We start from the raw sequence: 21492 nt of genomic DNA, 5'->3' as shown, positions 1-21492 counted from the left end.
TATGTGAAAAAACGCACCATAAAAGGTGGCTAGGGCCGGCTTGGAACGTTCACGATCGCGTTCGTAATGCGGGCAGTTGCCACCATTTTTTTGTTGGCATCGAAAATTTCAACGGTGTGCACGCACATCGTTTTACCCAACCTGACAGCTGTGCAGATGCCGGTAACTATTCCGCTGAAGGTGGGGCGCAGGTGGGTGATATTTAAATCAACGCCGGCCGCCGCCTGACCTTCCGGTGCATAGGCATTAGCAGCCATAGAGCCCAGAGATTCTGCGAGAGCGGCTGACGCCCCACCGTGCAGTAAGCCATAGGGCTGAGTATTGCCGACCACCGGCATCGTTGCCACTGCGCGTTCAGCTGAAATTTCTGAAAACTCGATACCTAATTTTTCAATCAGCCCGCCGTAGGTGAAGTTTGTAGCGTCAGATGCAGGGGAGTTAGGTAGTGCGTTCATTGTTGTGTCCTCTCGAAAAATCTGAGCCTATTCTAAGACGATTAAGTAAGCTCCTGGGGCAGTAACACCCCGGCGCAGTGAAGCGGTGACCGCCTAATGCGTGAAGGATGACCGTGCTAGCAATGCCCGGTAGGATGGAGGAGTGATGACAACTGCTGACTCTAAGACTCAAGATCCTGCTGGACGCCTGCTTCTGATTGACGGGCATTCACTTGCGTTCCGCTCGTTTTACGGTGTGCCACCGGAGAACTTTGTAACCGCATCCGGCCAATACACCAACGCTGTTTACAGTTTTACGAATACTTTGCTGGGGCAGATTCGTGCGGAGAAACCTACTCATATCGTGGTGGCGTTCGATTTGTCCGGTCCCACCTTCCGCACCGAACAGTATCAAGAATACAAAGGCGGCCGCGCTGAAACCCCCGCAGAATTTGCCGGTCAAATTGATCTGATTAAGCGTTTGTTGCACGCTCTTAACATTCCGTGGGTAACGGTGGAGTCGTATGAGGCGGACGATATTGTTGCAACGATGACCGCCCGCGGTAAGGACGCCGGTTTTGAAGTTTTGATTATTTCTGGCGACCGCGATTCCTTCCAGCTGGTGGGGGATGGCGTAACTTTGCTGTATCCCGTAACTTCTGGCCCGTCCAAGGGTATTAGACGGATGGGTCCGGCTGAGATTGAAGAGAAGTATAAGGTACCGCCGCACCTGTATCCCGATTTAGCTGCACTTACTGGCGAGCAAGCTGATAACTTGCCTGGCGTTCCCGGTGTTGGTCCCGGCTTTGCCGCTAAGTGGTTAAACGAGTACGGCGATCTGGCGGGCGTCCTTGAAAACCAAGACAAAATCAAGGGCAAAAAGGGCGAGGCTCTGCGTGAAAACGTCGATGCCGTATTGCGTAACCGCAAGCTTAACCGCCTGGTCGATGACCTCGAGTTGCCGATAACTCTGGACGATATGGACGATTACGGTCCTAATCATGATGAACTCAACGCACTCTTCGACGAGCTTGAATTCAATACTATTCGTAAACGTGTATCTGAAACGTTCGCTGATCGCGAGGCTGAGGCGGCTGCCCAAGTTGATATGACAATGGGTCAAACGCAGAGCATCGAAACTGCTGCCGAATTCACCGCGTGGTTGGAGGTAGCATCCTCAGCTATTGAAAGTGTTGAGCGTGCCACCGCTGTGCCCACCCGATTAGAAGATGCCATTACCGTTTTCCCTGTTGCTGATACAGACGCTCCAGAGGCCGGTAACGCGCGGGAGAAGCAGCTGCTGGGTATGATGCTCGGTGCCGGTAGCGGTGCAGCATGGATTGACCTTGTTGATATTCAGCCTGACACTGAAAAGGTGGTGGGGGAATGGTTGTCGGATCCCTCATCAGCCAAGACCGTCTTTGATGTCAAGCAGCAGTACAAAAACTTTCATGCGCGAGGATTTGAGCTTGCCGGGGTTCTAGAAGACCCGATGCTGTCTTCGTACGTCTTGGGCTATATTCCCACTGCCCGCCGTCGCACCTTTACCGCCATGATGGAAGATTTGAGCGAGCAGTATTTGCGCGATGCTTTCCCCGCAGAACCTTCTGCAGAGACAGCAGTGCAAGGTGACCTATTCGCTACAGAACCGGTCATTAACCTTGAATACACCGCACTTGTGACACGTTATATTCAAGAGCTCTCTTACGTTCTTCACCAAGAGCTTGAGAATCAAGAGCAGCTAGCCCTCCTGGAAACGATGGAGCTACCCGTAGCGCGCGTCCTTGCGCAGATGGAACTGGCCGGTATTGCACTGGATGCCGATGCGCTGGCTGACCTGAAGTCTCACTACGATTCGCATATCAAACAGGCAACCGAAACTGCCTACTCCATCATTGGTCACGAAGTTAATTTGGGATCACCCAAGCAGTTGCAGGCCGTTCTCTTTGAAGAACTGGAGTTGCCAACCACCCGTAAGCTCAAGAGCGGCTACTCAACAGACGCTGAATCAATGGCTGATTTGCTTACCCGAATCAACCCTGATTCTGACGGCGCACAATTCTTGCAGGCGCTGGGCACTTACCGCGATTACACCAAGCTCAAACAAACCGTTGAAGGCCTGGGCAAGGCTACAGCAGCAGACGGACGCGTGCACACCACCTTCCAGCAAAACGCAACGTCAACTGGTCGCCTTTCGTCTATTGAACCCAACCTGCAGAACATTCCGATTCGTACCGAAGAAGGCCGAAAAATTCGCGCGGCCTTCGTGGTCGATCCCAAACCTGTGGACGGCACCGAGTATGTTTCGCTACTGACTGCTGATTACTCGCAGATTGAAATGCGCATCATGGTGCACCTGTCGCAGGATGAAAAACTGATTCAGGCCTACCGCGACGGTGAAGATCTTCACCGATTTGTGGGTTCGCAGGTCTTCGGCGTTGAGCCAGAAGACGTCACGAGCGAGATGCGTGCCAAGGTCAAAGCAATGTCGTACGGTCTTGCGTACGGTCTGACTAAATTTGGTCTTTCCAAGCAACTTGGCGTCAGCGTTGAAGAAGCATCTAAGCTGACCGTCAACTACTTCCAGCGCTTCGGTAAAGTCGGGCGATTCTTACGCAATACCGTCAAAGACGCCAACAAGGCCGGCTATACCGAAACCATGTTTGGACGCCGACGCGTCCTTGCAGATTTGGGAAGCTCAAACCGTCAGCGCCGCGAGGCTGCCGAACGTGCCGCACTCAACGCACCTATTCAGGGCACCGCAGCAGACATCATGAAAATTGCAATGATCAATGTTCATGAACGGCTGGAAAGCGAAAAACTCAAAACCCGCATACTTCTTCAGATTCATGACGAACTGATTCTCGAAGTAGCTCCCAGCGAAGAGGAACGCGCTCGCGAAATTCTTGAGCAGGAGATGAGTGGCGCAGTTGAGCTTCTCGTGCCCATGGATGTTCAGGCCGGTACCGGTAATTCGTGGCACGCAGCTGGCCACTAATCTTTGCTGCAAGCGTCGCCTCACGGATTACACCATGAGGCGGCGCTTTCGTCTTAGTTGTCTTGAGAGCGAAGGATTGTGAGAGAATGCAGGCAACCGAAGTCACTATTACCTATCTGCAGATGCTGGAGCGAGATGAAGCTCAAGTTCCTTCTTCACTGCCAGCAGGGGTAAAGATTGAACGCGCTGCTCACGCATCACCCGAACTTGCCCGATGGCTCTATGCGACAGTAGGCGGGTCTTGGTATTGGTATGAACGTCTAGGGTGGGACCGCGAGAAATGGCAAGAGGAACTTGATGAAGTGGGGAGCGAAATATGGCTACTCACTGTAGATGGGACTCCCGCCGGTTACTGCCAGCTTGCCGCGCATATTGAGTCAAGCAGCGGCCGAATTTCAGCTGAAACCGAAATTCTTTACTTTGGGCTCATGGAATTTGCTCAGGGCAAGGGGCTGGGAAAGATCTTTTTGCAGCAGATGATTGTTAATGCGTGGACATTGGCTGAACGTCACCCTCTGCCAAGCATAGGACGCGTGTGGGTTCATACCTGCACGCTGGATGGACCTTACGCTCTTGCCAACTACGAAGCCCGCGGGCTTACCAGCTATGGCTCGTCAACTGAAAACGTGTTCCTACCCGCTGAGCCTTTGGGATCCTGGCAGACGATGTTTGCGACTGCTCCTCACTCCAATTTAAGTGATGAGAAACACCCGAGTGCAGGTTAAAGAGCCACAAATCACGCATCCGCGCTACAACACGGCAAAAACACCCGTACAGACCGTTGACCTGATGCAAAGCTCGCCCCTAGTATTAAGAGGTGCGTGTATTTTGCCCGCACATTGTCCGAATAAATCTCGGTACAGAGTGAACCACTCGGCGAACAAACCCGTTATGGACTGCAAACGCTTCACAAGCGTGCGCCAGAAAATACGGGGGAACGAACCGGCTGTATCGACTAACCATTAACTATCCATATTGGAGCCCTTTACTCAATGAGCACCAACACTCCTCAGGTTGCAATCAACGACATCGGAACTGAAGAAGAGTTCCTCGCAGCAGTCGACGCAACCATCAAGTACTTCAACGACGGCGACCTCGTCTCAGGTGAAGTTGTCAAGGTAGACCACGACGAGGTTCTGCTCGACATCGGTTACAAGACCGAAGGCGTTATTCCCTCACGTGAACTCTCCATCAAGCACGACGTCGACCCCGACGAAGTTGTTTCCGTTGGTGACGAAGTTGAGGCTCTTGTCTTGACCAAGGAAGACAAAGAAGGTCGCCTGATTCTCTCCAAGAAGCGCGCACAGTACGAGCGCGCATGGGGCGACATCGAGCAAATCAAGGAAAACGACGGTGTTGTTACCGGTACCGTCATCGAGGTTGTCAAGGGCGGCCTCATCCTCGACATCGGTCTTCGCGGCTTCCTCCCCGCATCACTCGTTGAAATGCGCCGTGTACGCGATCTCGCACCCTACATCGGCCAGGAAATCGAAGCTAAGATCATCGAGCTCGACAAGAACCGCAACAACGTTGTTCTTTCACGCCGCGCATGGCTTGAGCAGACCCAGTCAGAGGTTCGCTCAACCTTCCTCAACCAGCTCGAAAAGGGCCAGGTTCGCTCAGGCGTTGTATCCTCAATCGTCAACTTCGGTGCATTCGTGGACCTTGGCGGCGTAGACGGTCTGGTACACGTATCAGAACTGTCCTGGAAGCACATCGACCACCCCTCAGAGGTTGTTGAAGTTGGCCAGGAAGTAACCGTAGAGGTTCTCGAAGTTGACCTGGGCCGTGAGCGCGTATCACTGTCACTCAAGGCAACTCAGGAAGATCCTTGGCAGGCATTTGCACGCACCCACGCACTGGGTCAGGTTGTACCCGGTAAGGTTACCAAGCTGGTTCCCTTTGGTGCGTTCGTACGCGTAGAAGACGGCATCGAAGGTCTCGTCCACATCTCAGAACTCGCAGTTCGCCACGTGGATCTCGCAGAGCAGGTTGTCTCAGTAGGCGACGAGCTCTTCGTGAAGGTTATCGACATCGATCTTGACCGCCGCCGCATCTCACTGTCACTCAAGCAGGCAAACGAAGGCGTTGACCCCGAGTCAACCGAATTCGATCCCGCTCTGTACGGCATGGCAGCAGAGTACGACGAAGAAGGTAACTACAAGTACCCCGAGGGCTTCGACCCCGAGACCAACGAATGGCTTGAAGGCTACGAAGCACAGCGCGCAACTTGGGAGCAGCAGTACGCAGACGCTCAGGCACGCTGGGAAGCTCACAAGGTACAGGTTGCAAAGGCAATCGAAGCAGACGCAGAAGCAGCAGCTTCAGCACCTGCAGCATTATCAGCTCCTGCAGAAGCAGCACCCACCTCATACTCATCAGACGATAACGCTGCTGAGTCAGGTACCCTCGCATCAGACGAGGCACTTGCTGAACTGCGCAAGAAGCTGACCGGCAACTAATCCATAACGGTTAGTAGCTCTGGCTTTTAGCTAAAAAGCCCCGCTCTCATTTACGAGAGCGGGGCTTTTTCGGTAGGTGGATGCTGCAAGTTTTGCCCGGGTGCTAGTCACCGACCGAAATTTTAGTTGAGAAACTTAGACCCACTGAGTGGTTGTCCACTGAATGGATGCTGATCCAGCGGTTAAAGCTGCCACCTGTTCTGTGGTGTACTGTTTAGCATCGTCCTCATCTATGACGCCGATACGCACCACAGCTTGATCCGGCAAATAGTCGGTGTTCAGCACCGTAAACCCCTGTGCGCGCAGGTCATTTTCAAAGCGTCCAGCATCTGCGTGACTCACCGCGATCTCGCCCAGACGAAGGCGGCGGCGGGGGACAAGTTCAGCCTCATCCAGCACCTGAACAACAGCATCCGTGTACGCCCTGACGAGGCCGCCGGCACCTAACTTAATGCCGCCAAAGTATCGAACGACGACAGCGCAAATATCAGATAAATCAGTTGACTCACCACCGTTGGCGGTTTCTACTCGTCTAGCAAGAAGAGCTTGTAACATGGGAATGCCCGCGGTACCAGCAGGTTCTCCATCGTCAGATGAGCGTTGAATGTCGCGGTCGGCACCGATGACAAATGCGGAGCAAACGTGGCGGGCATCGTGATATGTCTTGCGCAAAGACTCAATAAATTCTCGAGCTTCAGCCTCAGATTCAACGCGTTTGACGTGCCCAATGAACTCACTTCTTTTAATCTCAAGTAGAGATTCAACAGGGCTGTAGTGGGAAAGTACAGTGTATTTATGAGCGCGCGTTTCTTCAGTCATCGATATCTATTCTAGTGTTTGAATCGCGTATGCAATGATGGAATGGAAATCACGGGGCAGTTATTGAAAGGAAAAGCTATGGTTCGTTTGGGACTAACGGGAGGAATAGGCTCTGGAAAGTCTTTCGTGGCACAACTTCTTAAAGATCGCGGCGCCCTTCTTATCGACGCTGATGCGATTTCCCGCGACCTCATGAAGCCGGGGGAGCAAACTCTGGCAGACGTTATCTCAACTTTTGGACCTCAACTGCTCACCGAAGATGGTGAGCTTAATCGTGCAGCATTGGCTTCTATTGTTTTCAATGATGCTGCTGCCCGTCAGCAACTCAATGCTATCGTGCATCCTGCGGTGAGGGCTCGTTCTCAAGAAATCGCAGAGCGCGCAGCCGCAGACCACAATTTTTCGGGAATTATTGTTGAAGACATTCCGCTTTTGACCGAAACCGGGCAAGCCTCAACCTTTGACGGCGTTATCGTTGTTGAAACTGCTGAAGAGGTCCGACTGCATCGTTTGGTGCATCAACGAGGTATGCAAGAAACCGACGCTCAAGCTCGCATCCGCGCGCAGGCCACAGATGCAGAACGCCGCGCTATTGCCACCTGGGTAGTCGATAACTCCGGTAGCCGCAGTGAAACAGAAGAGCAGATTGAAAAAATCTGGGCAGATATACAAAAGCTAGCTTCAAAGAGTGCAAAACCACAGGTCTAATGCGTTAGAGCAGGGCTAAAGGGTGGATATAGAAGCTAAAGTTTGCTTATTATGGCACGTCGCCCTTTTTGGGTGGATCCGCAACGGCGGTGGTTAGGTGCCGTTGCTGAGTAAACAATTAACCACCAGGTCTGAACGTGCTCTACAAGATACACGATAAATTAGGTCTCAGAACCAGCCCGTCAATTTTCTTTATTTCGGCTGGTTCTGTCATTCTGTTTACGGTTGCCATGGCGATTTTTCCCACACCTGTAGGAAATGCCTTTGGCGTCATGTCCGACTTCATTATTAAATATCTCGGCTGGTTTTATGTACTGGGCGTAGCTATCTTTGCAATTTTCTTGCTGTACATGGCGGCTAGCCGCTTTGGCCGCATCAAAATTGGTGATGATGATGCCGAGCCCGAATACTCCGGTCTAGCCTGGTTTGGCATGATGTTTGCCGCTGGCGTTGGTGCTGTGCTGTTGTTCTGGGGCGCAGCCGAACCCATCACTCACTACGCTAACCCGCCGTACGAGGGTGTGGAACCCCAGTCTCATCAGGCAATGATGGAAGCTCTCTCAATCGCTAACTGGCATATTGGGTTGGGCGTCTGGATTATTCTTATTGTTCCCGGTCTTGCATTCGGGTATTTCACCTACAAGCGCAAGTTGCCTCCGCGAGTTTCGTCAGTGTTCCAGCCACTGCTGGGCGAAGGCATCCACGGACCTATCGGCAAAGCAATTGACTCCATCGCGATTATTTCAACTGTTTTTGGTATCGCGGTCTCCGTCGGCTTAGGTGCGCTACAGATTAACTCCGGTATCAACATCATGTACGGTGTGCCTATCGGCGGTTGGGTTCAGGCAGGCATTATCGCTGTGATTACTGCCGCGGGCGTCACCTCGGTGGTTGCCGGCATGGATAAGGGCGTCAAGATGATTTCTTACGTCAATATTCTGATGGCAATCGCTCTCATGCTTTTCATCTTGATGACAGGTGCTTCGCGCTACATCATTACCGGCACCATTGAATCTGCTGGTTATTTCTTCCAGAAGCTTCCTGCCATGATGTTCTTCAACGATGCGTTGAACGACACCGGTTGGATTGGTACCTGGACCGTCTTCTACTGGGCGTGGACCGTAACCTGGGCACCCTTTGTTGGATTGTTCGTGGCCAAGATTTCACAGGGCCGCACTATTCGCCAGTTTATCGTTGCAGCTATTTCAGGTCCTTCTGCGTTCACCATGGTGTGGATCGGCGTCTTTGGTCTGTCTGCGTTCCATATTCAGGAGCAAGAAGGCGGCCATCTGATTGAGACTGTGGTTGATGAGGGCGACATTCCTGCTGCTCTCTTTGAGTTTCTCGCTCACTTCCCGGCGTACCAGCTGGTAGCAGCGGTAGCTCTGATTGTTATTACTCTTTTCTTCGTTACCTCTATCGACTCTGCCGCTTTGGTGATGGATGCGATGGCTAATGGTCACGAAGACGAAGCTCCTAAGCGTCAGCGTGTTTTCTGGGCGATTGCAATCGGTCTGGTGTGTACCATCATCCTGCTGGCTTCAGGAGACAACGGTCTTAAGGCTTTGCAGAACGTCATTATTGTGATTGGTCTTCCTGTCTTTGCACTGGGCTATTTGCAAATGTGGATGATTGTGCGCGCGCTCCGTGAGGATGCCGGTGAGCTACCTCCGATGCGTACCCGTCAGTGGAAGCAGGTGCTGCCCATCGAGGAGTACCGTCGTCGCGCTCGCGAGGACTTCTCATCGGTGGATGACGTTGTGATGCGTCCTGAATATGAGGTTGGTACCGAGCCTGAGTTTGAAGGCCTGGTACCTAATACCGGTCAGATTCGCACCGTCACTGCTGAAGAAATTGCTGATGATGCGAAAGAGAAGTCTATCGCCGGTGCTCCCGGTGAAAAGTTCGCAACTCATGAGTTGTCAGGTGCTCACGCAGCTCCGTCAGAAAAAATTGATCCCAATACCGGAAAATCGATTAAAGGATAGAGCTTTATAGCTGAACTATACCCCGCCCAAGATTTTGGGCGGGGCATAGTTCTTTTAAAGTTCAGTCTTGAACGCTCTCAGCATACGTGGTTCAGTCTGCTAGGTTGCACGACTAAGCTGGAGCGTATGAGTCTTGCCAAGGAAATTAAGCGTGTAGTTGCTCCCTTTGAAGTTGTTTCTGAATATAAACCGGCAGGCGACCAGCCGCAGGCAATTGCTGAGCTGACTGAACGCATCCAAAACGGTGAAAAAGATGTTGTGCTTATGGGCGCAACGGGTACCGGTAAGTCGGCTACCTCCGCGTGGCTTATTGAAAAGCTGCAGCGTCCCACCTTGGTGATGGTGCAGAACAAGACGTTGGCAGCGCAGCTGGCTAATGAACTTCGAGAGCTGTTACCCAACAACGCTGTTGAATACTTTGTCTCTTACTACGACTACTATCAGCCCGAAGCCTATGTTCCTCAAACCGATACGTTTATCGAGAAGGATTCTTCGATTAACGAGGAAGTTGAGCGACTGCGTCACTCCGCAACGAATGCTTTGCTGACAAGACGCGATGTTGTGGTGGTTTCTACCGTCTCATGTATTTACGGTCTGGGTACTCCTGAAGAATACGTTGAGCAGATGGTGACGCTTGAACGCGGGCAAGAGATGGACCGCGACGATTTGCTCAAGCAGTTCGTGCAGATGCAGTACGTGCGCAATGATATGGACTTTCACCGCGGTACCTTTCGTGTGCGCGGCGATACTGTCGAGATTATTCCCATGTACGAAGAGCATGCGATTCGCATTGAATTCTTTGGCGATGAAATTGATGCCATTTATACGCTGAATCCGCTGACAGGTAACGTGATTCGTGCAGAAAACGAGATGTACGTTTTTCCTGCCTCGCACTACGTTGCCGGTGCTGACCGCATGAAGCGAGCTATCGCATCCATCGAGCAAGAAACTCAGGAACGTCTGCAGGAACTCGAGTCGCAGAATAAGCTACTAGAAGCTCAGCGTCTTCGTATGCGCACGCAGTACGACCTCGAGATGATGGAGCAGATGGGCTACTGCAACGGTATTGAGAACTATTCGCGGCACATCGACGGTCGCCCTGCCGGTAGTGCCCCGCACTGTTTGCTGGACTACTTTCCGGATGACTTCATGCTGATCGTCGATGAGTCCCACGTAACGATTCCGCAGATTGGCGCGATGTATGAGGGCGATATGAGCCGTAAGCGCACCCTGGTGGAGCACGGCTTCCGTCTGCCTTCTGCCATGGACAACCGCCCGTTAAAATGGGGCGAGTTTTTAGAGCGTATTGGTCAGACCGTCTATCTTTCGGCAACTCCGGGCAAATACGAGCTATCGCAGGCCGATGGGGTAGTTGAGCAGATTATTCGCCCCACCGGTTTGATCGATCCCGAGATTATCGTCAAGCCCACTCAAGGCCAGATTGATGATTTGCTGGACGAGATTCGCGTGCGTACTAATCGAGATGAGCGTGTTCTCGTCACAACGCTGACTAAGCGTATGGCTGAGGACCTCACGGAGTATCTCACCGAACACGGCGTGAAGGTTCAGTACCTGCACTCGGACGTTGATACCCTGCGACGCGTGGAGCTCCTACGTGAGTTGCGCATGGGTGTTTTTGACGTGCTGGTCGGCATCAACCTTTTGCGTGAGGGTCTTGATTTGCCTGAGGTCTCACTGGTGGCAATTTTGGACGCTGATAAGCAGGGCTTCTTGCGCTCAACCACCTCGTTGATTCAGACTATCGGCCGTGCGGCTCGAAACGTCTCCGGTCAGGTGCATATGTACGCCGATAAGATCACGGACTCCATGCAAACCGCTATCGACGAGACGAACCGTCGTCGCGAGATTCAGCAGAAGTACAACAAGGACCACGGGATTGACCCGCAACCTCTGCGCAAGAAGATTGCGGATATCACCGATCAGCTGGCGCGTGAATCTGAAGACACCCACGAGTTGCTTCAAACGCGCAAGGCGGCCGGTAAGAAAACTGCACCGGTTTCATCTCAGAAGAAGGGTTCCGCCGAGCCCGCAGTGTCCTCACCCGAGGCCGATGCATTGTTGGCACGCGGTGAGCGTGTTCGCGCCGACGGTTTGGCGGCTGAAGGCGCTGAGGAACTGCTGGATCTTATCGAAGAGATGCACGCACAGATGATGCAGGCGGCTGAAGAGCTGAAGTTTGAGATTGCAGGACGCCTGCGCGACGAAATCGCAGATCTCAAAAAGGAGCTGCGACAGATGCAGGCGGTAGGTCACGCCTAAAGATTGTGGGCGGGTAAATTCTTCGGAAAACCCACCCGCCCAAAATATTTCCGTGTAAAATAAATTCTGGAAGTGACGATGCGACCACGAAAGGAAAAACAGTGAAAATCGCAATTATTGGTGCAACCGGTAACGTTGGTAAAGAAGCTGTAGCAGAAGCTCTCAGCCGCAATCTTGAGGTTGATGCCTACAACCGCTCGGGCAACCCCGTTGAAGGAGTTCAGGCTCAGGTTATCGACTTCACCAACGTGGACGACGTTGTAGAAGTTATCGATGAACACGATGCAACCATCATCTCTGTTGTAGCCCGCGAAAGCGAGCAGGCTAACCGCGAAATCCAGGCAGCGCACCGTGCGCTGATTTCAGCAGCTCCTTCAGGGCGCTTCATCTTTGTGGGAGGCGCAGGCTCACTTTTGGATGAGAACGGCAACGAGCTACGTAACGCCCCCGATTTCCCCGCTATCTACAAGAGCGAGGCAGATCTCTTCGGAGAAATCTACGCTATGTACAAAGAAGCTCCGGCATCTCTGCAGTGGGCCATGGTGTCACCGGCTCCCGTCATTGCCCCCGGCGTCCGCACCGGTGACATCAAGCTTGACCTTGACCGCCCCGCAGGCAACTTCATCTCAACGCAGGACTTCGCAATCGCCCTCGTGGATGAAGCCGTAAAGCCCAAACACATCAACAAGCGCTTTACCGCCGCTAGCGTTGATGAGCAGGCCGCATCCGGCAAATAAAAGCTGAATAAAATATTTTTCGGTGGATTTTTCAACCGCTTGTGGCGGAAGGAAAATCCACCGAATTCTCTTAACGCGGCGAAATTTACGACGCACGTGCGCAGGTTCACGGGTAGTATTTACCCACCTGAAACCTAGATTTACACCCAATGCTGTAGAGTTGTGTGACGAGCAAGGGAGTATCCCGCTAATTGTTTTCTCGTCAGCACGTTAGCCGAAGGCGTCTAACCGGGGGGCAAACCACTGAGACATAGTGGTGGGAGAGACTTGTGGTCATTGTAGTATCAATCCCACAAGAAAGGCTCCCATGCATATTACTGGGCTTCAGTGGACTGTCACCATCGTGTTTATTCTCGCGTTGTTGGCATACGATTTCTTTTTTCACGTGCGTAAACCGCACGAACCCACCATCAAAGAAGCAGCGATTTGGTCTGCTATCTACGTGGGTATCGCACTGCTTTTTGGTCTCGTCATTCTCTGGTGGGATGGCGGCCAGTTCGCTGCTGAATACTATGGCGGCTATATTACCGAAAAGGCGTTGAGCGTCGATAACCTCTTTGTCTTCTTGATTATCATGGCATCTTTCAAGGTGCCGCGTGAGGATCAGCAAAAGGTTCTACTTTTCGGTATCGTGTTTGCTTTGATTGCGCGTACCGTGTTCATTCTTTTGGGTGCAGCAGCTATCGACCGTTGGAGCGGTGTTTTCTACATCTTCGGCATTATTCTTCTGCTCACCGCAGGTAACCTGCTCAAAGGTGAGGTCACCGATAAAGAAGAAGAGGATGAAGCTAACAACTTCATCATTCGCCTGGCGAAGAAGTTCATGCACACAACCGATTACTACGATGGGGATAAACTCTTCACCGTAGAAAACGGTAAAAAGGTAATGACCCCGATGCTGCTGGTAATGGTAGCTATCGGCGGTACCGATATCCTCTTCGCACTGGACTCAATCCCCGCAATCTTCGGTTTGACCCAGGAACCATACATTGTCTTCACCGCAACCGCGTTCTCACTGATGGGTCTGCGCCAGCTCTACTTCTTGATTGACGGTCTGTTGGATCGCCTCATCTACCTTTCATGGGGTCTTGCAATCATCCTCGCCTTCATTGGCGTCAAGCTGATTCTGCACGCATTGCATGAGAACACCTTGCCTTTCATCAACGACGGTCAGCCCGTCCACGTTGTTGAAGTGACAATCGGTGTCTCACTGGCAGTTATCGTTGGCGTACTGATTATTACCGTTCTGGCCTCGTTGCTTTCCCCCAAGGGCAAAGCGCTGGCAGCCATTCAGAAGACTCAGAGACTCTCAGAGCAGTACCTGAACCTACCCGACAATGCCTCCACTGAGGAACGTCAGAAGATTCAGGACAAATTGGATGCGGCAACCGCTAAGTCACGCAATGTTCCGCAGAAATACCGCGATGAACTCATTGAGTCTGAAGCAGAGTACCAGGATCTCGTAGATCGCGCTCGTAGCGCGCATCAGGCGTATATGAACTAGTTTCATAACCTAAAAATTCCCCCGCCGGGTTTTCGGCGGGGGAATTTTTGTTCTCTTGTGTAGGTAGGGGGGGGCGATATGATGAAGAACAATGATCCATTTCTGCTCTTACAGGGCGTCGAGGGACCGCTGGCTCGGGTTTGGCGTTTGAGGGAAGCGGGCCCTTGACGGCTTGGAAGAGTGAACCAGGACTATTAGCCACACCATCAAGCAGTCTTTCAAATCCTTATTTCAGGAGCCACCCATGATTAGTCTTATAGCCCTTGTAATAGCTGCCATTACCTTTGCAGTTTTACTTGCCATGATTAAGGCCGGTAACCTCACGCGCAACGGGCTGGTTGGCGTGAGAACTTCGGCGACCATGGAGTCGGATGCGGCCTGGCAGGCAGGTCATCGCGCGGCAGTTCCCGCGCTCAGTCTCGGTCTGATGATTTTTATCGTGGGTACCGTGGCGGTATTGCTCACCAACCATCTATATGGGGACGATATGGCGTCACTTGCTGGCATACTAGCCCTGCTTGCGGGCGTCCTACCTGTTCTAATCGCCACTTTTACCAGTGTCAAACGCGCAGCACAACGTGCTCACAACGAGTTATAGCGCTTAAATTTTTAACAAAAAGCGACCCCGCCGAACACCTGTTCAGCGGGGTCGTTTTAGCTTCGCATCGCTGGAGAACTGAGGTTACTTGGCGCCGCCGTCAATCACCTGGTTCTTCTGCGCATCCAGTCCCTTGGTGACACTGTTCTCGCTAGTATTGCCGAATGCGTTGCCCGAAAGAATAATGTTCTTATTGCCCTCAGCAACCCAGAATCCAACACCCTGACCGGGGTTCGGTACATCGCGGTTGAAGGCCTGGCAACCAATCAGCTGAGTGCCCGGCGCATCAACCGACACGTGGAAGCCGTGAGCCTCACCCAACTTTGCCGAGCCCTCCAAATTATCAGCGTGACCGTTAGAGTCAGCCACACAGTTAACAAAAGAATTGTTGCCGTACTTAATGAGGAAGCCATGACCGCCGTTATCCTGCGCATCGCACTGGCTGAAAGTATTGCGGGTGCCCTTGATGTAGAAGCCAGCACCTGCCTTGCTATCTCCGTCTAACGCTACAGAACGCTTGGAGTACCAGGTTTTTACCTGTGACCAGCTGGTATTGGAGGTGTAGAGCTCAACTGTTGCAGCGTCCACCTTGGCGCGGTTAGCAGATGATAAATCAATCATTGAGAACATGTTGTCGGCGCCACCTGATTTAAAAGCTTCACCGACCACAAGAGCAGACCGCAAGAACTTACGTCCGCGGATGCGCTCCACCGTCATACCTTGATCATCGGCGCCCTTAATCTTGATGCCCATATCCAAATCCCACAGGGTTAGCCCCGAAATTCGATGCGCGGCATCCGGGTCAGCTGGCGAATCACCGTTCTTGGTGTTGTACAAAACGCCAACCACGTTTTCAATAGATTCAGCGTGCTTGATGGCGTCCTTGCCCGGTTTGATGCTCAAATCATGCAGGCCAGAACGGTAGACCGGGTCAGAGTTGTTTTCTTTATCGGTGCCGATGCGAAAAACTCCGGCAAGCTCGCCCCACGTACCGGTGGGCATGAACTGGGTTGCCTCGCCCAAACCGATAAAGCTGACCTGGTTGCGAACTTCAACGCCTTCATCGTCAACCGCGTAAATACCGGGAGGGAAGACAATCGCTCCGCCACCGTTATCAGCCAAAGACTTTGAGAGCTGATTAATTTTGCCGTTGACGGGGGTGGAGCCGTCGTTTGAAATGCCCTCGTCGGTGGCAACGAGCAAGCGTGAACCGTCAGCGGCCTGTGCTGTGGTACTGCCCATGGACGCTGCAAGAACAGCGAGCGCTCCACCGCCTAAAAATTGTGCGCGAGTTACCAAAAATCTTCCCCTCAATTGTTGTTGCGCAAGAATGCGCCAAAGCGGTGCCGGTAACTCCCCAAAAGTTACCGGACCGTCAATAGACTCTGTTGAGTTTACCCTACTTGGTCAGTGGCGTCTGTGGGCGGGTTAGTGCATATCGGCCAATAAGTTTTTGAGATGACCTAAAATCATGGCACCATCCGCGCCTAAGCCGTCGTGATGGTGAGTAGCAGAGGTCCACACGCGGGTATTGGTCACAAAGTTTGCGGTGTTCATGGAGTGCTCGAAATCGACATAGATATCGGGAACGTAAGCGGCGGCAACCAGCGGAACCTCATTGCGAGCCAGCTGCTCGTGATCGTAGAGCCGACCCCAGTCGTCCTTTTCTGCCAGTGCATGTGCGGCTTCTGCGAGAGGACTCAACGATGGATCTTGGTCGAAGTACCAGTCAAAAGTGTGCTCGCCGGTGAACAGGAGCTGATGGGCGTCTGGCGCGAACTGCGGCAGTTCGGCAGAAATACGTTGCGCTGACCAGCGAGTGGGGGCGGGCGAGGGAGAAAGCTTGTTCGCACCAACCGGTACAGCGGGACCATCCGCGTAAATCGCCTCGTGAAGTAGCGCGTAGATCGGCGAACCTATAAAGCTGACGCAACTTGCGACATCACGAATAAACTGCTCTGAAAGATGCGAGTGGCTTTCGGCAAAAGCAGATTGCAGAATGTAGTGCAGTTGGTGGATGCGCGCGTTACCGCCCAAATATGAACCGAGCATCTGAAAACGTTCAGGGGTGAGTCGTTCACCCGTGGGAAGCTTCTCGGTTTTACTCGCTAGGTGCTCTGCAATGCGATTGGCTAGCGCAGCATCCTCTGGATACCAGCCAAAGAATTCCTGGTTACGAGCCTGTGTACGGGCATAAGTTGAGCGGTAAACGCCATCGACGTGCGCGCGAATTGGTGCAAGGCCTGCCGTCATACGGCTGTCTTTTAGGGAACCCGGCGCAAAACTGAGGTAGCTCAGCGTGAGGAATCCGCCAAAGCTCTGACCCATTGTGGACCACCGGCGATCTGCCCTGTCTACGGTCAGAAAGTCGCGCACAACTTCGGCATCGGCAATGATTGAATCTGCCCGGAAGAGTTCTGCGTACTGTACTTGGCTCTCAACAGAGCCAAGAGCGGTGAGAGTCTGAGCAATCAGCGGTGTCGAATTGCCGGTGCCTCGTTGATCGAGCAGAATGACGCGGTGGGTTTGAGCAAGCTCTGCTACCCAGCCGGCATCGGATGCAGGACGCGGGGATGCGCCGCCGGGGCCGCCCTGCAGATAGACCATGAAGGGCCGTGCCTCTACTGCGGTGGTGGGCTGGGATGATGTATCGATGACTTCGCGGGCAAAGACTGTGATGGTTTCTTGTGCTAACGGGTGGTCTTGAGCAACTTCAGCTGAGTGCCCAAAAATCAGACCGTGTGTTAGAGGCACTGTGAACCAGTGATCGATGAGATCAAAATTTCCGATGCGGTGACACGCGCCTACCTTGTGGGAAGGCTGCGGAAGTGAAACGTTAATGAGGTGCGGGGCGGTCATTGCTACTCCTGTGTATTGTGCAGCCGGTCTGTTGGTTGATGCTTGGGTGGGTTAGTCCAATTCAAGTTCAGGATCTTCTGCTCGTGCCTGCTCATAAACTTCTTTAGCCGCGAAGCAGTTGATGATGCCCATCAGCACCCCGGTTATCACATCGGGCCACATGGAGTACCAGAAGAAGGTGCTGATTCCCGCGAGAATCATCAGAACGTTGGCCACGGCATCATTACGGGCTGCAAGCCACGCGCCACGAGTGAGGGCAGTATTACCTGAGCGAAGGCGCAACAATAGCATCGCGCAGAGAAGATTTACCGCAAGGGCTGCAACGGATGTTGCCGTGAGAGCCGTAGGTTCCGGAACTGAAGCTGAAAACACCTTATAAAGAGCTGTACCAAATGCTGCGATAGCCGGGATCAGAATAAGTGCTGCCAACCCGAACGACGCTTTCCGGCGGCTGGTAACCGACCAGCTCAAGGCGCAAAAGACCAGGCCATTGATCAAGAAGTCTTCGAGAAAATCTGCTGAGTCGGCAAAGAGCGAGACAGAACCGATGAAAGCTGCAATAGTTGCCTCAACAACTGCAGCTGCACCGTTTAAGAGCGCGACAAGCCCAACAATGCGCCGGGCAGAATTACTCAGGTTACGTGCGCTGAGCTCCTGGTGTTCAGTCATATCGTGAAAACTTTCGGTAGACCATGAAAACGCGCAATTCTGAAGCCTTTTGACACATTCATTCTTCAGAATTGCACGTACTCATCAAGACGCGGTTAGTTGCCAACGCTGAGCATGCGAACAACGGGAGTACCGGCCGCATCAGAAGCAACCAAATCAATCTCGGCGGTAAACGCCCAATCATGGTTATCGTCGGGGTCAGAGAGAATCTGACGAACCTTCCAGATGCCAGGATGCTCGGTCACATCGTCATCGATGCTCAGTAGTTGAGGGCCACGAGCGTCCGCGTCGGTGTAGATGTCATCGTACTCATCAAAATAATCGTCCATGGCATCTGCCCAACGGTCAGCGTCCCAACCGTATTCCTCATCCATGCTGCCCAAAATCTTGTCACGCTCATCGGCAAAAAGCTCCACGCGACGGAACATAGCATTGCGCACCATTACCTTGAAAGCACGAGGATTATCGGTAACTGACGGTGCTTTTTCTGCAACCAACTCTTCAAGGGTTTCTTCCTTGGGCTGGTAGTCTTCACCGGCAGCTAGTTTCTCCCACTCATCCACCAGTGAGGAGTCAGTCTGTCTAATAACTTCGCCCAACCATTCGATGATGTCGGTTAGATCATCGTTGAGAGCAGAGACCGGAACGGTCTGACGCAGCGCCTTATAGGCATCGGATAGGTAGCGCAACAAAATGCCTTCGGAGCGATCCAAGGAATAATACTGCACGTACTCACCAAATCCCATAGCGCGTTCGTACATATCGCGCACCACTGACTTGGGCGAAAGCTCGAATTCGCGTACCCACGCTGCCGAAGACGAGTAGGTTTCGAAAGCCTGTTCCAGCAAGTCTTCAAGCGGTTTAGGGTAGGTAATCTTATCGAGCTCGTTCATGCGCTCGTTGTAGTCCATGCCCTCAGCTTTGAACTCGGCGAGCGCCTCAGACTTCGCTTTCTTCTCCTGCATCATCAAAACTTGACGCGGTTTTTCGAGTGTGGCTTCGATAATCGATACCGCATCGAGTGCGTAGGTCTCAGACTCTGTATCGAGCAACGAGAAGGACGCGAGCGCGAAAGGTGAAAGCGGCTGGTTGAGCGCGAAATTCTCTTGTAGATCTACAGTGAGGCGCACGCGAGCGCCGTATTCATCTGGCTCATCTAGACGCTCAACCACGCCACCAGCTAATAGTTCGCGGTAGATGCCCAGTGCCTTGCGCATTAGTTGACGTTGCTTGATGCGCGGTTCGTGGTTGTTTTCCAAGAACTTACGGGCTGCGGTAAAAGGGTCGCCTTCGCGCTGCAAAATGTTGAGTAGCATGGAGTGCGATACACCGAAAGAGCTGGTCAATGGCTCTGGTGATGCTTCAACCAGCTGATCGAAAGTCTTTTCGCTCCACGCCACAAACCCCTGCGGCGGCTTCTTTTTCTTACCGCGAAGGGACTGCGCCATCTTCTTTTCATCACCGGCAAACTTCTCGCGAGCCTTTGCTTCTAAACGAGCGTTTTCAATGTCGTGCTCCGGTGCCTGAACCACTACGGTACCTGCGGTATCAAAACCTGCTCGACCGGCGCGTCCGGCGATTTGGTGGAATTCACGGGCCTTGAGGCGGCGGGTGCGTTCACCATCGAACTTAGATAAAGCAGTAATGAGAACGGTGCGAATGGGCACATTGATGCCCACACCCAAGGTATCTGTACCGCAAATGACTTTCAGCAGTCCTGCTTGAGCTAACTGCTCAACGAGGCGGCGGTATTTCGGTAGCATACCTGCGTGGTGGACGCCGATGCCGTTTTTCACCAGCCGCTGGAGAGTCTTGCCGAAACCGGGCATAAAACGGAAGTCCGCCAGAAGTTCGTTGATGCGTTCTTTATCTTCTTTGGACGCGATGTTGACGCTCATCAGCCCCTGGGCAGCATCGATGGCTTGCAACTGGCTAAAGTGCACAATATACACCGGAGTTTGACGGGTAGATACCAGCTCTTCAACGGTTTCTTGTACGGTGTTGTTGGAATAGTAAAAATGCAGGGGGATAGGACGCTCGGCATTGGTGACCAACGTTGATGTGCGGCCGGTGAGCTCCGTCATCTCCCGCTCAAAACGGGTGGTATCACCCAGAGTTGCGCTCATGAGCAAGAACTGTGCCTGGGGCAGATCAAGGAGCGGCACCTGCCACGCCCAGCCGCGTTGCGGGTCTGAGTAGAAATGAAACTCGTCCATGATCACCTGGCACAAATCAGCGTTTTCGCCCTCGCGTAGAACCACGTTCGCTAGAATTTCGGCGGTGCAACAGATGATAGGAGCATCGGCGTTGATCGATGAATCGCCGGTAATCATGCCAACATTCTCAGCGCCAAAAATTGCAACGAGGTCAAAGAACTTTTCGGAGACCAGCGCCTTGATAGGTGCCGTGTAATAAGAACGCTGACCCGTGGCTAATCCCACGTAATGCGCTGCAACTGCCACGGTAGATTTACCCGAGCCCGTGGGGGTCGCCAAAATAACGTTGTTGCCCTGAGCTAGTTCAAGTACAGCTTCATCCTGTGCGGGGTAGAGTTCCATACCGCGCGATGAAATCCACGCTAAGAAGCCCTCATACATTTCGTCGGGACTCAGCGGATTAGACGCGAAATCACCGCGGAAATAGTGATTTTCCGGCTGTGCGAGTTTGGGTGAAAGATGCTCAAGAATATTCATGATGCTTCAAATTCTACCGGTCGCAAGATGCGTGCCTGCAAGATTAAGCTGAAGGGAAGGGAGGTAATACACTGTTTCTTGAGGTTTATCATAAGATCCCCAACAACGTGTACTTTCTGTTGCGACATTCCTTTTTCAGCCGTTATCCGTAGTGAAAAGAGAACTCCCTTTTGACTGAGTCATCCCAGCCCTCACTGTATGTACCGTTTGAAACCCATCACCGGGTGGTATATCAAGATCCTCGCGAAGAGTCAGTCAACGCTCAGGACTATGCGCGAGGCCTTGCCGCTTATCTGGTCAGCCAGCATCCGCAGCTGAACATTAAAATCGTTGAGAGCAACGGTATCAAGTGCAACAATGTGGCTGATATCCACCGGCAACTTGCAGAGATGAGTAAGAACTGGAACCTCGATGAGGACGCCGCTGCCGAGTTTCCCAGCCTTGTTGGTCTTGCTGAGCAAGGGCTTGAGCCTGATGCGGATTCGCGGGCTCTGTCTGAACAACTTCAGCTTGCATACGCTTACGCACAACACACCGATGTACTAATCTTGGTTGAACCCTTGCAAGCTGTTGACCCACAAACACAGTCAATCATCTTTACGCAGCTTGAAAAGCGAGTTAAAAAGCATCCGGTGCTTGCTCAGAAGAGCAAAATTTTTATCGTCAGTGAAACAGATGAGGTTTCTCGACGCATCCAGCGTGACCGATCTGCTGCCTAACATCGGAACTCGGTGAGTATGAAT

The 21492-nt window shown here is 52.6% G+C and carries 16 protein-coding genes; 10 read left to right on the top strand and 6 right to left on the bottom strand.

Features of this window, described 5'->3' with window-relative positions; genetic code table 11:
* Nucleotides 1-29: 29 nt before the first annotated feature.
* Nucleotides 30-455, bottom strand: a complete 426-nt coding sequence (locus tag IDM49_RS06855) for a PaaI family thioesterase (protein ID WP_190723979.1) — start codon at nt 453-455, stop codon at nt 30-32.
* 145 nt (nt 456-600) lie between these two features.
* Here IDM49_RS06855 and polA point away from each other — a divergent pair, with 145 nt between their 5' ends.
* The 3 genes from polA to rpsA all read left to right on the top strand — a co-directional run bounded on the left by polA (nt 601) and on the right by rpsA (nt 5894).
* Complete coding sequence (gene polA / locus IDM49_RS06850; RefSeq protein WP_190723978.1) at nt 601-3432, top strand: DNA polymerase I; 2832 nt, start codon at nt 601-603, stop codon at nt 3430-3432.
* An 86-nt stretch (nt 3433-3518) separates the two neighbouring features.
* Complete coding sequence (locus IDM49_RS06845) at nt 3519-4157, top strand: GNAT family N-acetyltransferase (RefSeq protein ID WP_190723977.1); 639 nt, start codon at nt 3519-3521, stop codon at nt 4155-4157.
* Nucleotides 4158-4424: 267 nt separating this feature from the next.
* Nucleotides 4425-5894, top strand: coding sequence for a 30S ribosomal protein S1 (gene rpsA, locus IDM49_RS06840; RefSeq protein ID WP_190723976.1), 1470 nt, complete (start codon nt 4425-4427; stop codon nt 5892-5894).
* A 135-nt stretch (nt 5895-6029) separates the two neighbouring features.
* Here rpsA and IDM49_RS06835 read toward each other — a convergent pair whose 3' ends face one another.
* Entirely contained in the window at nt 6030-6713 is a 684-nt protein-coding gene (locus IDM49_RS06835; RefSeq protein WP_168614022.1) for an IMPACT family protein, read from the bottom strand.
* A gap of 42 nt (nt 6714-6755) precedes the next feature.
* On the opposite strand from IDM49_RS06835, the gene coaE reads away from it, so the two are divergent.
* The 6 genes from coaE (at nt 6756) to IDM49_RS06805 (ending at nt 14528) form a co-directional block, all read left to right on the top strand.
* Nucleotides 6756-7421: a dephospho-CoA kinase gene (coaE, locus tag IDM49_RS06830; protein WP_228008031.1), complete on the top strand. Its 666-nt coding sequence runs from the start codon at nt 6756-6758 to the stop codon at nt 7419-7421.
* A 137-nt stretch (nt 7422-7558) separates the two neighbouring features.
* Complete coding sequence (locus tag IDM49_RS06825) at nt 7559-9409, top strand: BCCT family transporter (RefSeq protein WP_190723974.1); 1851 nt, start codon at nt 7559-7561, stop codon at nt 9407-9409.
* A gap of 126 nt (nt 9410-9535) precedes the next feature.
* Nucleotides 9536-11689, top strand: coding sequence for an excinuclease ABC subunit UvrB (uvrB, locus tag IDM49_RS06820; protein WP_190723973.1), 2154 nt, complete (start codon nt 9536-9538; stop codon nt 11687-11689).
* Nucleotides 11690-11790: 101 nt separating this feature from the next.
* Nucleotides 11791-12426, top strand: a complete 636-nt coding sequence (locus IDM49_RS06815) for an NAD(P)-dependent oxidoreductase (RefSeq protein ID WP_190723972.1) — start codon at nt 11791-11793, stop codon at nt 12424-12426.
* Nucleotides 12427-12733: 307 nt separating this feature from the next.
* Nucleotides 12734-13930, top strand: a complete 1197-nt coding sequence (locus IDM49_RS06810; protein ID WP_190723971.1) for a TerC family protein — start codon at nt 12734-12736, stop codon at nt 13928-13930.
* A gap of 244 nt (nt 13931-14174) precedes the next feature.
* Nucleotides 14175-14528: an SdpI family protein gene (locus IDM49_RS06805; protein WP_190723970.1), complete on the top strand. Its 354-nt coding sequence runs from the start codon at nt 14175-14177 to the stop codon at nt 14526-14528.
* Nucleotides 14529-14612: 84 nt separating this feature from the next.
* Here IDM49_RS06805 and IDM49_RS06800 read toward each other — a convergent pair whose 3' ends face one another.
* From IDM49_RS06800 to IDM49_RS06785, 4 genes are all read right to left on the bottom strand, one after another.
* Complete coding sequence (locus IDM49_RS06800) at nt 14613-15827, bottom strand: right-handed parallel beta-helix repeat-containing protein (protein ID WP_190723969.1); 1215 nt, start codon at nt 15825-15827, stop codon at nt 14613-14615.
* Between the two features lie 129 nt (nt 15828-15956).
* Complete coding sequence (locus IDM49_RS06795) at nt 15957-17387, bottom strand: alpha/beta fold hydrolase (RefSeq protein WP_190723968.1); 1431 nt, start codon at nt 17385-17387, stop codon at nt 15957-15959.
* Nucleotides 17388-17438: 51 nt separating this feature from the next.
* Nucleotides 17439-18056, bottom strand: a complete 618-nt coding sequence (locus IDM49_RS06790; RefSeq protein ID WP_190723967.1) for a cation transporter — start codon at nt 18054-18056, stop codon at nt 17439-17441.
* 95 nt (nt 18057-18151) lie between these two features.
* Complete coding sequence (locus IDM49_RS06785) at nt 18152-20749, bottom strand: DEAD/DEAH box helicase (protein WP_190723966.1); 2598 nt, start codon at nt 20747-20749, stop codon at nt 18152-18154.
* Between the two features lie 170 nt (nt 20750-20919).
* Here IDM49_RS06785 and IDM49_RS06780 point away from each other — a divergent pair, with 170 nt between their 5' ends.
* Nucleotides 20920-21468: a P-loop NTPase family protein gene (locus IDM49_RS06780; protein WP_190723965.1), complete on the top strand. Its 549-nt coding sequence runs from the start codon at nt 20920-20922 to the stop codon at nt 21466-21468.
* The last annotated feature ends 24 nt before the right edge of the window (nt 21469-21492 follow it).

This window comes from Rothia terrae, assembly GCF_014705925.2.
Classification (GTDB): Bacteria; Actinomycetota; Actinomycetes; order Actinomycetales; family Micrococcaceae; genus Rothia; species Rothia terrae.
The sequence above is the reverse complement of the archived record's forward strand: the minus strand, read 5'-3'. Positions and strand labels throughout refer to the sequence as shown.